This window comes from Rubritalea spongiae (genome assembly GCF_042652385.1).
Lineage (GTDB): Bacteria > Verrucomicrobiota > Verrucomicrobiia > Verrucomicrobiales > Akkermansiaceae > Rubritalea > Rubritalea spongiae.
Map to the genome: position 1 here is coordinate 2454041 of NZ_JBHSJM010000001.1, position 15113 is coordinate 2469153.

A 15113-nucleotide genomic window follows, 5' to 3' on the forward strand; every position below is an offset into this window, starting at 1 on the left:
CACCGTTTAATTTTTACATTTGAGACAGCAGCGGATGTTGCTGAAGTGTGTGACAATGAGTAAGAGGCCTCCCAAGGTCGTGATGATACTGGCGAGCGGGATGGTCCATTGTACTTGACCACTTTCTTGAACGGCAACGGTCGGGCAGCAGCTATCTGTACAAGATGCTTCTTCTTGTGTTTCTGCTGGGCTTGCTGAGGAAAACGCAAAACTATTTTCGAAATGCTTCTCAGCGTATGGTGTTAGAGCACCTAAGGTGATGAAAATGATACCAATAATTCCAATTGTAGAAGTGAGCCGGCTGTTTGGTTGGCGTCGGTTGAGTTTAATTGAAATGAAGGCCAATGGTATCACGATGAGTGCCATGATCCAGTGGGAGGAAGGGTGTGCCCAGAGTTCTCCAAATTTAGGTAAGAGGAGGAAGAAAACTGGTGTGATAAGGCAATGAATCGCGCATAAGACAGAGGCGAAAATTCCCCAACGATCAATAGACCACACATATTGTCTAGCTAATTGCGAGGGTGGTTCGAATTGGTTCATAGTAAATGCAATTAAGATGCGTTTGTCTGTGATGCAAGAAAAATGCATCCTTGTTGCATTATTGGCGAGTGTTGGTAAAGTCCGGTAATCTCTAAAAATCAATCTAGGTATGACTTAGAAGCGCAAATGAGAGGTTCAGAAATCAGCTGAATTGGAGGCGATTTTTAGTGCTTTCTGGAGTTTGTTTCGTTAATCTAGCGGCGAAGGTTTTTCGCCAACTTGCAGAAAGGTCTGGGCACTCAGTAAGTAGTTTCTCAATAGATGAGAAGTCGGTTTTGTCGTGATGCATCAATTGGTTCGCAGCAGCGATGCTCCAGATAGGAGACGGCCTATCGAGTAAAGTGATCCTTGTACCGGCGTGAACGGTTCCAGATTCTAGTACGCGGAGGTACCATCCAGTTCTACCAGTTTCTTGAACTTTGAGGGCGAGCTCTTTGATTCCATGGAATTTAGCGAGTTTCCAGCATGGTTGGCGAGGCTGGGTAATCTGTACTTTTGCGTCGCCCATTTGGAAAATGTCGCCAATACAGACATTGGATTCCAGCTGGTTTTGTAGAGTTAAGTTTTCACCAAAATTGCCAGGGTGGAGTTCGAGTCCGAGTTCAGATTCCCAGAATGCTAAGTGTTCTGAGGGATAGACACAGATCGCTTTTGCGAAACCTCCATGGACTTGCTTGTCCGCATGTTCATCGCCTTCGACTCCGTTTTTAGTAAGAGTGGCAGGACCTGTGATTGTTCTCTTGTTGATCGCGCTAGGCCATTGTTTTTTTGCTCCACTGTGACAATTCGGTGTCTGAAAGGTTTCGATTTTTCCAATCTGTAGATTGAGGATTTTCGGAAGCGTGGGCACAAAGAGAAATGAAACAGTTCGATGCTTTAAACAGTTTTTTAGTAGAACTCACAAGAGAATAAGGGATGTGAGAAATGAGGGGAATTGGAGTGAATGATGAGTTGATTACATTTTAACTCATGAGTTTCCATGCTCCGTCAGTTTTTTTCGAGAAGGCGTGAATTGGAGTTCCAGTTTTGTCGAGGTGACGGACGATGAAGCGTTCGCGAGTGACTTCGAGATGGGTGAAACCTGCAACGCCTTCATAGAAGGGGCCACGTTCGTTATTGGAGCACATATCTCGAATAGGAGCTCCGCCTCCACCTGAGATGACGAAGGAAGTCGGGTGATCTTCTAATTCGAGGTGTTGGAGGTCGTGCTCGTGGCCGCAGAAATAGAAATGGACCTTATGTTTGCGGAACAGGGCGTCCCATTCTTCAATCATTTCTGGGAAGTCACCGTACTTGCCATTACTGTAGAGTGGGTGGTGACCATTGACGACAAGCCAAGGCGCTTTGCGAGGTCTCTCGAGTTCGGCTTTGAGCCATGCGAGTTGCTCCGCTTTTTCTGCGTCGGTGAGTTGGTCACGCTTGTTGGAATAATTGGAGTCTAGACAGAGAACGGTCATGAGCGGGGTTTCAGCGGGGCCGATGTCGAGCCGGTACCATTTAGCTGGCATGTTCCAGCGCGTGCCAGGTTTAAATTTGGCATAGCCGAGTTGGGCTTCGACTTTTACTTTTGGTTGGTCGTCGTATTCATGGTTACCTAGGATGGCGTGGCACGGGCCAGGGAAGACAGACTTTGGATAGACTTCAGAAAATTGCTTTTTCCAACGTGGGCATTTCACGCCACCATTCATTTTTCCATAGAAATTATCTCCGAGCAAAAACATGGCGTCGGGTTTGACCGAGCGCTCACTGAGATAGCTGGTCATGCCTTTTGCGACAGCTTTTTGTTGGGTCATGTCATTGGGTTTTCCCCAGTCACCGATCATGGTGAAGTGTAAGGCTTCGAGAGAGGATGTCGCAGATGCTGAGGCTAGGCTAGGTAGCTTGCCAGTGAGCATGGCAGCGCTGAAACAGAAGGTTTGCTTGAGGGCTGTGCGGCGAGAGATGGAGTGAGAGCTCATAATGAGTGGAGGGTATGGGTTAGTGTGTCAGTGATGGATAAGACCGCTGTGGGTGGATTTTATGATTAGTAAAAGTGATGCTAACTTATGTCTGTCGTGAGCCGAGGGACTGTTTCCTGAGGGCCGTATTGAGGTTCTTTTGCTACGATCATTAACAGCCTGATGAGTGTATCCACAGATTGCCAAGAGGCAGATTCTTCCATCGTGTGGTAGTCGGTGGTGGGGATCTGAATGGTGGTCCCGTCGACTAGGCCATGAGAGGCGGCCACGATTCGTCCTAATTCTGTGCTACCAAGTGATCGAGCTTGTTTACCTATGCTGACGAGATGTTTGTTTGTATTTTCGATGTAACGATCTTTGTACACATAGCTAAAATCGTTTTCACGGCAGAGTTCTTCAATGCGTCTGGTCGATTCTTCGTTAAAGGAGGCATTCGAATCTTTTTCTCTCAATACGAGGAGTTGCTCATTGGCTGCCTCAATGTCAGGGAAGGGGCTAGTGTCGATCACGAAAAGCCTATTAGTAGACCCGCCGAATCTGCGGAACCATTCGAGTAAGTAACGCCAACTCTTGCCAGCTTCTTCGGCAGCGGTGAAAAATGCGGTACCTTCGAAACCAAGTGAAAAAAGATGGATCAGCACTGCGGCGGAGATGACATTGTCGAGTTGGCCTTCGAGCCTGCCATCGGCGATACTGAGTTTGTCTTTGAAGGCGATCGGGGTACCAGCGACGATACCAGAAAGACCGTCGATTTCAAAAATGAGGTTGTTACGGAACTCGCAGATGGAGGCGTTATTAATGACTCCATTACCTAGATAGGCTCCAGACCACGGTTCATAGGCGAAGACGGGTTCAGATTCGAAGCGCTCGGTGATTTTATTCATGAGCTCTTCTGATACGGCGTTATTGAGAAGGTCAGTGCGGTTCCCTGTAACGAATGCCGCGTACTGGAACTCGTTAGGTCCAGTACAGATGAGTCCGTGTCGGTCAATGTGTGCTGAGAACATCGCACTGTTTGGTTTACTTCCTTGCGCGACGAGTAAGCCATCATACCAAGTGACTTTGGCGCCGCGTTCTTCAAGTTCGCGCTGAATGACTCTGAAGAAGGAATGTTCTGCACCTACGACGCAGGGGTGGCGTATGAGGATTTTAAGGAGGTCGATGAATTCGGTGCTCAGCATCTGCTTGAATGGTGTGTGTGTTTAAAATGCTAGAATACAGAGTGCCTGAGCAAGCATTGAATTAGTGATCTGAGTGAATATGGTCGGCGAGGATGTCGATGGCAAAGTCGTTTGCGCTATCCCGCCAGACTGCGTGGATATGGTTGCCTTTATTTTGGACGTTTGCGACTTCGATAAGAAAGGAGGTGGATTGGATACGATAATAGAATGGTTGCTCGGGTTCGAGACTGCCAGCCCAGCCGAAGTGGAGCATAGTGAATTCAGCTTTGATTTGCTTCATGGTAGCTTCATTAAGCTCCTTGCGGTGACGTTTGGAAAATTCTTCGATGAGAGTGAGTAGAGCTTGTTGTTGCTCTGCATTCATGGCTTTAGTAGCGACGCCAACTGGTGCTAGTTGGTCGAACTGTCGTGTGGAACGAGTGAGGATTTCTCTCGGTGGTTTCTTACTAAAGATAATAGCTTGATTTGTTTTTGCTATATTGGATGCGAGTGCGCGAGCGAGGTCTTCTTCTGCAGCGAGTGCACGCGTTCCTTTCATTTTATGATCAGCTCTGACCTCGGCTGGATTTGCCGCAAAAAATGATGGAGTGAGTGAGGAGGGTTTGCCGTCGATAATGGTGTAGTTGAGCGAGAGGTGGTGTCCTTCAAAGCGCCATCCCCAGGTGCCAGTGGCGGAAGGATCTCCGAAAATGGTGGTGAAGTAGGCTTTCGAGTTGCGGAAATCGGGGCGATTTTCTGTTTCACCGAGGAAGGCTTCGAGCGCTATAATGGTATCTACTTTTTTTAATCCGGGGTCGCTGAGTGCGGACTGGAGGAGTTGGCGGACAAGTTCGATTTGTTGCCCTGATAGGTTTTCTAGAGAGACGCCTTTACGAGAAGTAGGCACGTAGTTCCAGTTTTGGCGCTCATCAGCTTTGAATGGGAATTGGGCTCGTTTTGCGGTTTCTTCATCTAGCGATTTGAGCAATGAATTGGCAGCTTTTGCCATTTCGGCGGAGACCTTTTCTAGATCGTGGTGCTCGTGTGCCGAAAGCGGGAGGACGCTCAGGAGCAGGAATGTGAAGATTTTTTTCATACTGAGGTGATTGATGAATGAGAGCCTAGTTTTTTGTAATTCCTAGTGGAAGGATACGCATGCTGCGGCATTCTATTTTCATGATAGTTTTGTCATGAAGTTGTATGCCGATGACGCCTTCCTTGGAACGTTTAGGATCATTATCTGTGTAATCCATGATTTTGGTGCCGTTCATCCAGTACTCGATGCGGTTGCCGATGGCGCGGATAGTCATGCGGTTCCATTCGTTAGCTTTGTAGCTTTGTTCGATGAGTTTTTTATTAGCAAAAATGCGCAAGGAGGGACGCGCGTACCAATCGCCGAGTGAGCCACAATGTTTACCAGAGACGACATCGAATTCGTATCCAGAGGGCGCTGAGTAGGTTTGCTGGGTTCTGCGCCAGGTGAATTGAAAGGGCTGTACTCGGAAGTAGATACCTGAGTTGGGAGATTTCGTGCCAGTGAGTCGAAGTTCGGCGGTTAAAATAAAGTCGCTGAAGTGTTTTTTAGTGTAAAGCCATTCTGGAGTGGTGATAGGTTCAGGACCTGCGATACCGACTATGGCCCGATCTTTGATTGACCAACGATCAGAGGGAACCTTCCAGCCAGTAAGGGTCGAACCGTCGAAGAGATTGATGGAATTTTTGCCTTCTACTTTGGGTTCTAGGATATCGTCAGATGTCTTAGCCCAAGTGATGGACGGGAGCAGGATGGAGAGGACTAAGCTTAGTTTGAGAAGTTTGCGGAAAGAATGATGCATGTTGGGTTTTGTCGTAGGTGATTCATAGGGTATGGCTTACATTAATCATCTTGTCATGAAATTATTTCAGACGAGGTTTTTTGCGCCACACAAATTATCTGTGAAGCTTTCTCGGTACCCTGTTATGAAGTTTACTTATTGCTGTGCGTGTCTTGTGATCGGATTTTCTCCGAGTCTCCTGGCAGAATAATGTATAAAAAATAACGAACTCCGCTGTACGGTGAAGGACTGTACAGAAGGATGCCACCCCTATCGCACATTGGGGCAGCGAGGATGAGAGGTAGGCTTTATTTGGGGCTTGGCTCTACAGGGAGGTGTAGAGTGAAACAGCTTCCTTTATTCATTTTGCTTTGTACTTCGATCTGGCCTTTCATGTTATGAGCAATGGTTTGAACCAGAGCGAGGCCAAGGCCAGAGTGGGTTTCTTCGCCACTTCGTGATTTATCTGCTCGATAGAAGCGTTCAAAGATATGGGGAAGATCGTCTTGTGGGATGCCCGGTCCGTCATCGCTCACTTGTAGATAGACGGTGTCGTTATGTTGGCCGCATGATACCTTTACTGTGCCGTTTTCCTGCTGATGATGAATGGCATTGCCGATGAGGTTGTTGATAGCAATCATCAAGCTGTTGGGGTCGGCAATAAGTTGGCTGTCTTTTAAATCGGATTGGATTTGGATCGATTTTGCTTCGGCTAGAGGTTGGTGTTGCGCAATGCTTTGTCTGGCGAGTTCAGATAGCTGGCAAGTGGTATGGTGCTTAGTCGGAGTGCCGTCATCTTGTCGTGCGAGGAGTAACAAGCTTTCGACTAGGTGGCGCATTCGTTTTCCTGCATCGTGGCATAGATCGAACGATTCTTGGTATTCTTCAGTGCTACGGGTGTGTTCGCGTTTCCGCATCCGTTGAGTTTCGGAGATGATGATAGTCAGTGGAGTGCGTAATTCGTGGGAGGCATCGGCTGTAAATTGGCGTTGTCGTTCGAAGGCTGAGTTGAGGCGTTCGAATGTGTGGTTGAGCACTTCACTCAATTGATCGAGTTCGCTGCTGCCACCGTTGGTGTCGATGCGCTCTTGGAGATTACCTTCGGCGATGCGGGTTGCAGTGCGGCTGATGCGTTGGATTGGCTGGATTGCTTTACCGGCAAGCCACCATCCGCCGAGAAGTCCGAGGCCCCAGAGGGTGAGACCTATCGCAGCCAGTGAGAGTGCATAGCGTTGCATCTCAGCCCGCTCGGGAGCGATGTCTCGGCCGACAATAGAGCACAGGCCGAAGGGGGCACTACGTGCGCTTTCGCGGTAGGTGCCATGGGTACGGGAGATTTCGTTCCTCTTGTTGCTATCAGGAAGTGGAAGGAAATTTAAACTGCTTGGTGCGTTGTCCGATTGTAGAAGGATTTTTCCTTCAGAGTTGGCAAGGCTGAAAAATTGATGACCAGGTCCAGAGCCGTTGAAATTAGCTAAGATCTCGGGTGGCGGTTTAATAGCTTTGGCATTGAGCTGCGTTAATAACTCTTCTGGTAATAGAGGTCGTGAGGATTCTTTTTCGGAAGCTTTTGAATTAGTGGTTAGATCGGAGGTTTCGGTTTTCGTACTGTTGGCGTGGATTAGAGCACGAATGAGGCTGTGCTCTAGGTGTTGGATCTCGCTGTCGATACGGCGCAGTTGGTTAAACCATGCTAGTTGATAGGCGGTTAAGCAAAAGGCGCCAATCGCGATGAGTAGGATGAGGCCGTGCCAAGCTTGAATGCGCCAGCGGATGGATTGAATGGGGAGTTTCATTCGATATAGTAGCCGTGCCCACGGCGGGTTTTAATAATGTCTGTACCGAGTTTTTTGCGGAGGTTGGATATGTGGACGTCTAATAAGTTAGAAAGACTGTTGTCGGTTTCATCGAAGAGGCGTTCATAGAGTAGGGTTCGGCTGACGACTTGACCGCGGTTTAGGGTCATATATTCAAAAAGCGAATACTCTCGTGCTGTAAGTTCGATCTCACCTTTAGCATTACTCAGTGTGCGCTTGGCGGTGTCGAGTTGTAGATCTTGTACTTGGATAATAGATGAACTGGAGCCATGGCTGCGACGAATGATCGCGCGGATTCGAGCTATCAGTTCATCGCTATCGAAAGGCTTGGTGAGATAATCATCAGCCCCGTTGTTGAGTCCTTTGATTCGGTCTGGCACGGTGTCCATGGCTGTCAGCATGAGCACGGGTGTATTGTGTTCGTGACGGAGTTCTTGCAGTACCTGCCAGCCATTCATACGCGGCATCATGACGTCGAGCACGATGGCATCGTAAAGATCTTCTGAGGCTTTGTAGAGCCCCTCTTCACCATCGGCGGCTTCATCTACGGCGAAGCCAGCATCTTTGAGGGTTCCGACGAGACTACGCCGGAGTCCGGAATCGTCTTCTATGACTAAAATACGCATGCTGATTTCTATTCATGACGCAGGGCGTCGATGGGATCAAGTTTAGCTGCACGTCGTGCGGGTGCAAATCCAAAGACGATGCCGACCAAGGCCGAAAAGGCGAAGGCAATCAGATTAATCTGAGTGTTGAAGACAAAGCCAATTTCGATGAGCGGCGCAACGAGAGTGCAGAAGAGGTAGGCGAGACCGATACCGATCAGTCCGCCGACACAAGAGAGTGTGAGTGCTTCGACTAGGAACTGCCAAAGCACTTCCCTAGCAGTGGCGCCGATGGCGAGGCGAATCCCAATCTCGCGGGTGCGCTCTGTGACGGAGACCAACATGATGTTCATGATGCCTATGCCTCCAACGAGGAGAGACACTGCCGCTACTGCAGCGAGTAAGGTGGTCATCAACTGAGTCGATGAACTCAGTGTCTCAGCAATTTGGCGGGTGTCGAAGACATTGAAATCGTTATCTTGATTACTTTGCAGGTTCCTGCGTTGGCGGAGTAGGGAGGAGATTTCGCTGATTAACTGGTCGCTATCAAAATCGTCTTCGGCAGAGATACTGATTTGGCTGATATCGCGAGAAGATGAGCGTCCACCGAGACGGCGTTGCATTGTGGTGAGTGGCACGATCATTGTGTCGTCTTGATCGCCCATCCCGGCTTGGCCCTTTGCTTTTAGGATACCAATGACTTGAAGAGAGGCCTGGCCGACACGAATCTTTTGACCGATCGGTTCTTCGTCTCCAAAAAGCTCGCTCTTTACGGTGTCGCCGATGACAGCCACGGCAGCGCCCGTCTTGGCTTCAGAGTCGTTAAAGTAGCGACCTTCGGCTAGTTCCCAGCTATTAATGTTAAAGTATTCGATCGTGGTGCCAGTTACGGTTGTATTGCGAGCCTCCTGACGGTAGATGGTGCTCAGTGAGGTGTTTCGAACAGGGGCGATGGCGACAACGCCTAGTACTTGTTCTTTGATGGCTTTGACATCTTCCTCGGTGAAATTGGGCACTCCAGCGGAGCGGGAGCGTGGACCGAATCCTGCTCCCGGGCGCACCATAACTAGATTGCTGCCGAGGTCTGAGATTTGATCTTTGACCGCTTGGGTGGTTCCATCACCTAGTGTGACCATAGTGATGACTGCTGCGACTCCGATGATGATGCCGAGCACAGTGAGAAAGGCTCGCATTAAGTTGCGCTTGATTTCGCGCAAGGCGATGAGAAAGGCATTAGTTAACATGGCAATCATGAGAGAACGGGTGTGTTGTGTGGAGAGTTGCTGCGGTTTTTTTGAATAAGGCCGTCAATGACGTGGACGGTTCTTTGGGCGTAGGCGGCAACATCATTTTCGTGGGTGACCATGAGGATGGTGATGTTACGCTGCTGGTTTAGGCGGGTGAGCAGGTCCATGATTTCTGTGGTCGTTTTTGAATCCAAATTCCCTGTGGGCTCATCGGCAAAGAGCGTTGTGGGATTGGTAACAATGGCTCGAGCGATGGCGACGCGTTGTTGTTGGCCGCCAGAGAGCTCTGCTGGTGTGTTGCGCTCTTTGTCGGGCAGACCGACTTGTGCGAGTGCATCACGTGCCATAGCATGGCGTTGGGTGCGGTTGATTCCTCGGTAGAGTAAGGGGAGCTCTACATTTTCCAAGGCGCTGGTACGTGCTAAGAGGTTGAACCCTTGGAAAATGAAGCCTAAGGCATGTCGACGGAGTAAGGAGCGCTGTACGGAATCCAGGCATTGAACTGGGATTCCCTGATAGTTATAGCTACCAGTGGTGGGGCGGTCGAGGCAACCTAGCAAGTTCATCAAGGTCGATTTTCCGGAACCGCTCGGACCCATGATCGCGACAAACTCTCCCTTGTGAATACTCAAGTCAATGCCCCTGAGTGCTTCAAAACTGGCGTCGCCTTCACCGTAGGTTTTGGTCAGTTGCTCTAAATGAATAAGTGCAGATGTGTTCATACTTAGTTGTTTTCACTTAGGATGACTTCTGTGCCTTCGGATAATCCGTCGGCGATGACTTCGGTATAGCTCCCATCGCTTAATCCGAGTGTTACTTCGAGCGGGGTGGGGTGGCCGTCTTGTAAAATCCAGATTATGGAACTGCCATTTTTGTCGCGTGTTTTAGGGTTGTCTCCTTTTGGGCGCCCCCCGCCGCTGCTGCGTCGGGGTGGACCTGGCATGAGTTTACTTAGAAAACTTTTTTTGTTGGCAGCTAGAGCTTTCTGATTTTCTTCTGGAGGTGTGGGTTTGAAACGCAGGGCTGCCACTGGTATTCTAAGTACCTCGCTGTGGTGGGAAACGTGAATGTCAGCGGTAGCTGTCATGCCTGGACGTAGACTGAGATCTTCATTTGAAACGGTGAGTTCGGTGCTATAGGTTACGACGTTATCAGTTTCATCGGAGCCGTAAGAAACTTTGAGTACTTCAGCTTCGTAGTTCCTCTCTGGCCAGGCATCGACTTGGAAATTGGCGCTTTGACCTGATTCTACTCGGCCGATGTCTGCTTCTGCTACGGTAACTTCCAGTTTCATTTGAGTCAGGTCTTCGGCTACTACGAAGAGCTCGGGAGTGGAGTAACTAGCTGCAACCGTCTGGCCAGCATCGATACTGCGGCTGAGGACGATACCGTCGACAGGGGAGCGGATGATGGATTTTTCCAGATTGCTTTGGATGATGTTGATTTGAGCCTGTGCTGCTGCGATGGATGCTTTTGCGCTGAGCACTTCAGCGGCAGCTCGGTTGGCAGCTGCTTCTGTGGTCGAGAGTTCTGACTTTGAGGGGATGCGACCTTCACTGAGCGTGTGTAGTTCTTTCTGACGAGTTAGTGTAGCTTCGGCTTCTTCTAAAGTTGCAGTTGCTTCTGCGAGGTTAGCCTTGGCTGCTTCGAGATCAGCTTTCCCTGCCTTAAGTGAGTTTTCCAAAGTTGTTGTGTCTAGGCGCATCATTGCTTGGCCTTTCGTGACGCGGTCGTTGTAGTCTACATAGACTTCACGCGCAGTGCCTGAGAGTTCACTGCCGACAGTGACTTCATTTGTTGGTTCCAGATTCCCCGTGGCTGTCACTGTCAGACTGACATCTCCTCGAGTAATCGTGCTGGTACGGAAGTTTGGCCCCTTGCTATTAGATGCTGCATTCGCTCCGAGAAATTTCCAGAGAATGAGTGCCAGCACGGCGAGTAATATAAGACTGATCAGAAGTCGTTTGGTCTTTGAACGGGAGTGGTTGTGTTGGATTACTTCGGTCAAGTTGAGATCAGATTCGGAATCGTTTGTATTCATGTTGGATTATTTAGAGTTGGGTGAAAACGGAGGAGGTAGACCATCCTCCACCGAGAGCTTTGTAGAGTTCAACGTGGGCTTGGAGCACTTCGGCTTGAGTGCTGATTCGGTCTTGATCTAGTTCAAGTTCGGTGCGTTGGGTGGCGAGTACGGTGAGGAGATCACTTTCACCACTTTCGTATTGGAACTGAGCTAGCTGAGTGGCTTCGCTGGCGGCGAGACTGGCGCGTTGTAGAATTTCAAGTTCTTCGTTCAGGTGATCGATGCTGGAGAGTGCATTTTCCACTTCGGATAGAGCGCTCAGCACGGTGGCCTCGTAATTCAGATACGCTTGAGTGAGTGTTTCTGTCTGAATTTCAATATTACGACTGATTCGCCCTGCATCCCAGATTGGAGCGCTGAGACTGGCTATGGCGTTGGCGATTGTTTGTTTGGGGTCAAAGAAATTGCCTGCTTTGAATGCGTCGATGCCGATTGAACCAGTCAGGTTGAGTGTGGGGAGGCGACTGAGTTCTGTGGCACTGAGGTTAGCCGCTGCGGCATCTATTTTGCGCTTTGAAGAGCGTATGTCTGGGCGTTGCTCTAGAGTATTGGCAGGAATAGTTAGAGCGAGTTGTTCTGGTGCCTCTGGGAATTTAGCAGTTGTCTTCAGCGTTTTGAGCTCGGCAGGTGTGTGACCAGTGAGGATAGCCAAACTATTTCGAATTTCTTCAATGTCCTGTTCCAAGTCGGGGACTTGAGCACGTGCTTGTTCCACAGTGCTGAGGCTTTGTTTAGTGCTGAGAGCATCATTTTCGCCGGCTTGTTCTTGCCATTGAATGATTTTGAGAGTGTGTTCTCGTGTACTAATATTTTCTTTAACGATGTTGAGTTTTATTTCATTGGAACGTAGATTTAAGTAGGTTGTCGCGACTTCAGCGGCGAGAGCTACTTGCGCGTCGTAAAAGTCTTCGATGCTCGCGGCTAATTCAGCCTTGGACGCTTCGAGGTATTTAGCTTGTTGGCCAAATAGGTCGACTTCCCAACTGGCGTCGATGCTGGCATTATAGTTCTCTGACGAGACCGTGTTATCTGAATGCAAGTCATCAACACGCGAGTTTGAGGCTCCGAGGTTGCCGTTGATTGACGGCCAGAGCTCTGCGTTCGCCAAACCAAGTTCAGCGCGCGCTTGGCGGATTGCAGAGAGAGTGCTGCGAATGTCGGTATTCTTTTTTAACGCTTGTTGGATCAAGTCGGTAAGGACCGGATCATCAAAACGCTTCCACCACTTGCTCAAGTTGGTCGCTTTGGCTTTAGACGAAGTTTGGGGCTTGTTGGACCATGTACCCGGGATACGTTGGTTGATTTCCGAGGTTTCAGGTACACTTGCTGTGGTTGCGCAGCCGATTAAAGCCGCGCTCGACAACGTGATGAAGCTGAGCGTGAATGTTGTGTGATAAGTTCGTTTCATGGCATGTGGTGGATGAACATGCCGTTAATCTATGAGAACGAACCTTTAGATAAGATTAAGCTAGTGAGAAAGGTGGAGATTTTTTTTAAAGCGAGATACGTGAGGATCGTTTAGTTTGTTGCTTAAGGAAAGGAGGGCGTGAGGTTGGCAGTATTTTTTTACTGTGTGCTTCTCTGGAAGTCAGTGTGTTCGATTTCTGCTTTTGCTTGGCCGATGAGGAAGAGGGAACCTGCGATGAGGATGGGGGAGCTTGTGTTTTTGAGGGATTGAAGGCAGCTAGTTAGATCACTTTCTATTTGGGTCTCGACTGCGCAATGAGGGAGGAGCTTTGTTAAGCCGCTAGTGTCAAGGCTACGTGGGGAGTCGATGGGGGTAAGGTGGATGGAGTCGCTGATGGTACTGAGTTTTTCGAGCACGGTGGCGGCTTCTTTGTCGTCGACGGCACCGAAGATGAGGGTGGCTTTTTGGTCGGGGAATTCGGAGTGCCAGGTGTCGACTAAGGCATCGGCTGCGTGGGGGTTATGGGCTCCATCGATGATGATGTAGGGGTGGGAACTGATGGTTTCGAAGCGCCCGGGCCATTGGATGTTTGTGAGGGCGTATTTGACGGTGTCGAAGTCGAGTGGGATTTCTAGGGCGTTGACGGCTTCGATGGCGAGCTTGGCATTTTCAGCTTGGTGCTTGCCTGCGAGGTTGATGGTGTAGCCAAGTAAAGGCCCCTCGATAATGCTGAGTAGGGCACGGCGTTCGTCGGCGACCTCGGCGATGACCATGGCGGCATCGCGTTGTTGTTTGGCGGAGAGGACGGGTTTATTTTCGCAGATGATTCCTGCTTTTTCGCCAGCTACTTTTTCGAGGGTGTCACCGAGCCATTCGGAGTGGTCGAGGGCGATGGGGGTGATGACGCAGACGTCGGCGGGGACAGCCGTTGTGGCATCAAGTCGGCCGCCCATGCCGGTTTCGAGGATGATGAGCTCGCATTCGCTTTCTTTGAAATGCTTCATTGCGACGGCGAGGCTGAGTTCGAAGAAGGTGGGGTGGTGTTCCCAGTCGGCGACGAGTTCCTTGAGCTCGCTGAGGTGCTCCAAGGCTTTTTCTTCAGGGATCATCGCTCCATTGACGCGGATGCGCTCGCAGTAGGATACGAGGTGAGGAGAGGTGAAGAGACCGCAACGGATGCCTGCTGCACGGGCGAGAGCATCGATGATGGCGCAGGTGGAGCCCTTACCATTGGTTCCAGCAACGTGAATGACTTTTGTCTCGCGCGTGGGGTTGGCGAAAAACTGGCGCAGGAGTTTTTTAGGGGCATCGAGTCCGAGCTTAATGCCGAAATTTTGGGTTGAGTAGAGCCAGTCGAGAGCTTCGTCGTAGTTCATAGAAGTATTCAGTTGGTAGTTGGTTTTGCGCTTGGTGTTAGGTTTTATGTGTTAATTCTGGGTGGCTGATGGATTGGGTTTTTATACAGAATTCTAGAATGTGGCGGATTTACAGAAAGTGTTGTGAGGGATTGTTGGAGAGAATTTACAGGAATCGTTGGTGTGGGAAAGAAAAACGAGCAATGCTTTGGTGGCATTGCTCGTTAGAGAAATTTTGGGTGTGCAGTGATTTTGAAAACTGAACACTGAAATCTGTATACCTTACTGAGGCATCATGTAGCTGAGGAGCTGGCCGAGTTTTTTCTTCACGTCTTGGCGGCGGACGATGGCGTCGATGAGGCCGTGCTCGAGCATGAACTCAGCTGTTTGGAAGCCAGGAGGAAGGTCTTGGTGAGTGGTTTCTTTGACCACGCGAGGGCCGGCGAAACCAATCATGCATTTCGGTTCAGCGAGGTTGATGTCGCCAATGGTTGCGTAGGATGCCGTTACACCACCGGTGGTTGGGTGGGTGAGAAGTGAAATGTAGGGAAGGCTGTGTTCAGAGAGGCGCGCGAGAGCCGCACAAGTTTTTGCCATTTGCATGAGTGAGAGCATTCCTTCTTGCATGCGTGCTCCAGAGGATGAGGAGACGATGATCATTCCACGCTTTTCTTTGATCGCAGTTTCGATGGCGCGGGTAATTTTTTCACCAACGACGGAGCCCATGGAGCCAGCAAAGAACTTGAAGTCCATGACGGCGATCATAGCTGGGTTGCCATCGACTGTGAGGCGACCTGTGACGACGGCGTCGTTCAGCTCGGTTTTCTTCCGCAGCATTTCGATTTTTTCCTCGTATTTATGGAAATTGAGCGGGTTTTTTGAGAATAGACCAGCGTCGGTTTCCTCGAAGGAGCCAGCATCTGCGATGGATGCGATGCGCTCACGAGATCCGAGGAGGAAGTGGTGTTCGCAGTGTGTGCAGACTTGATCGTTCTGTTTGAGGTCAAGGGTGTGGATCATGGATGAGCACTCTGGGCATTTGATCCAGAGGTCGTTAGGCATGTCCTTCTTCTTGTTACTGCGAAGTTTTGGTCTTTCGAAAATTCCCATAGCTGTATTGAGATTT

At 49.6% G+C, this 15113-nt stretch carries 14 protein-coding genes; all 14 read right to left on the reverse strand.

Annotated elements, in window-relative coordinates:
- Positions 1 to 6: 6 nt before the first annotated feature.
- Positions 7 to 540, reverse strand: coding sequence for a MerC domain-containing protein (locus ACFPK9_RS10980; RefSeq protein ID WP_377094927.1), 534 nt, complete (start codon positions 538 to 540; stop codon positions 7 to 9).
- Positions 541 to 682: 142 nt separating this feature from the next.
- On the reverse strand, positions 683 to 1390 hold the full coding sequence (locus ACFPK9_RS10985; RefSeq protein ID WP_377094928.1) for an MOSC domain-containing protein: 708 nt from the start codon (positions 1388 to 1390) through the stop codon (positions 683 to 685).
- A gap of 112 nt (positions 1391 to 1502) precedes the next feature.
- Positions 1503 to 2498, reverse strand: a complete 996-nt coding sequence (locus tag ACFPK9_RS10990; RefSeq protein WP_377094929.1) for a metallophosphoesterase — start codon at positions 2496 to 2498, stop codon at positions 1503 to 1505.
- Positions 2499 to 2578: 80 nt separating this feature from the next.
- Entirely contained in the window at positions 2579 to 3679 is a 1101-nt protein-coding gene (locus ACFPK9_RS10995) for a peptidase M42 (RefSeq protein WP_377094930.1), read from the reverse strand.
- Between the two features lie 61 nt (positions 3680 to 3740).
- Entirely contained in the window at positions 3741 to 4754 is a 1014-nt protein-coding gene (locus tag ACFPK9_RS11000; RefSeq protein ID WP_377094931.1) for a DUF3500 domain-containing protein, read from the reverse strand.
- A 25-nt stretch (positions 4755 to 4779) separates the two neighbouring features.
- Positions 4780 to 5493: a 3-keto-disaccharide hydrolase gene (locus ACFPK9_RS11005; RefSeq protein WP_377094932.1), complete on the reverse strand. Its 714-nt coding sequence runs from the start codon at positions 5491 to 5493 to the stop codon at positions 4780 to 4782.
- A 287-nt stretch (positions 5494 to 5780) separates the two neighbouring features.
- On the reverse strand, positions 5781 to 7268 hold the full coding sequence (locus ACFPK9_RS11010; RefSeq protein WP_377094933.1) for a sensor histidine kinase: 1488 nt from the start codon (positions 7266 to 7268) through the stop codon (positions 5781 to 5783).
- Positions 7265 to 7915 carry a response regulator transcription factor gene (locus ACFPK9_RS11015; protein ID WP_377094934.1) on the reverse strand — a complete coding sequence of 217 codons (651 nt, stop codon included), beginning with the start codon at positions 7913 to 7915 and terminating at the stop codon, positions 7265 to 7267. Before ACFPK9_RS11015 ends, ACFPK9_RS11010 begins: the two co-directional genes overlap by 4 nt.
- An 8-nt stretch (positions 7916 to 7923) precedes the next feature.
- Positions 7924 to 9138 carry an ABC transporter permease gene (locus ACFPK9_RS11020; protein ID WP_377096623.1) on the reverse strand — a complete coding sequence of 405 codons (1215 nt, stop codon included), beginning with the start codon at positions 9136 to 9138 and terminating at the stop codon, positions 7924 to 7926.
- A 5-nt stretch (positions 9139 to 9143) separates the two neighbouring features.
- Positions 9144 to 9863 carry an ABC transporter ATP-binding protein gene (locus tag ACFPK9_RS11025; protein WP_377094935.1) on the reverse strand — a complete coding sequence of 240 codons (720 nt, stop codon included), beginning with the start codon at positions 9861 to 9863 and terminating at the stop codon, positions 9144 to 9146.
- A 2-nt stretch (positions 9864 to 9865) separates the two neighbouring features.
- Complete coding sequence (locus ACFPK9_RS11030; protein WP_377094936.1) at positions 9866 to 11182, reverse strand: efflux RND transporter periplasmic adaptor subunit; 1317 nt, start codon at positions 11180 to 11182, stop codon at positions 9866 to 9868.
- Between the two features lie 10 nt (positions 11183 to 11192).
- Positions 11193 to 12632, reverse strand: coding sequence for an efflux transporter outer membrane subunit (locus tag ACFPK9_RS11035; protein WP_377094937.1), 1440 nt, complete (start codon positions 12630 to 12632; stop codon positions 11193 to 11195).
- A gap of 158 nt (positions 12633 to 12790) precedes the next feature.
- Positions 12791 to 14008, reverse strand: a complete 1218-nt coding sequence (locus tag ACFPK9_RS11040) for a bifunctional folylpolyglutamate synthase/dihydrofolate synthase (RefSeq protein WP_377094938.1) — start codon at positions 14006 to 14008, stop codon at positions 12791 to 12793.
- Between the two features lie 261 nt (positions 14009 to 14269).
- Entirely contained in the window at positions 14270 to 15097 is an 828-nt protein-coding gene (accD, locus tag ACFPK9_RS11045; protein WP_377094939.1) for an acetyl-CoA carboxylase, carboxyltransferase subunit beta, read from the reverse strand.
- Between the last annotated feature and the right edge of the window lie 16 nt (positions 15098 to 15113).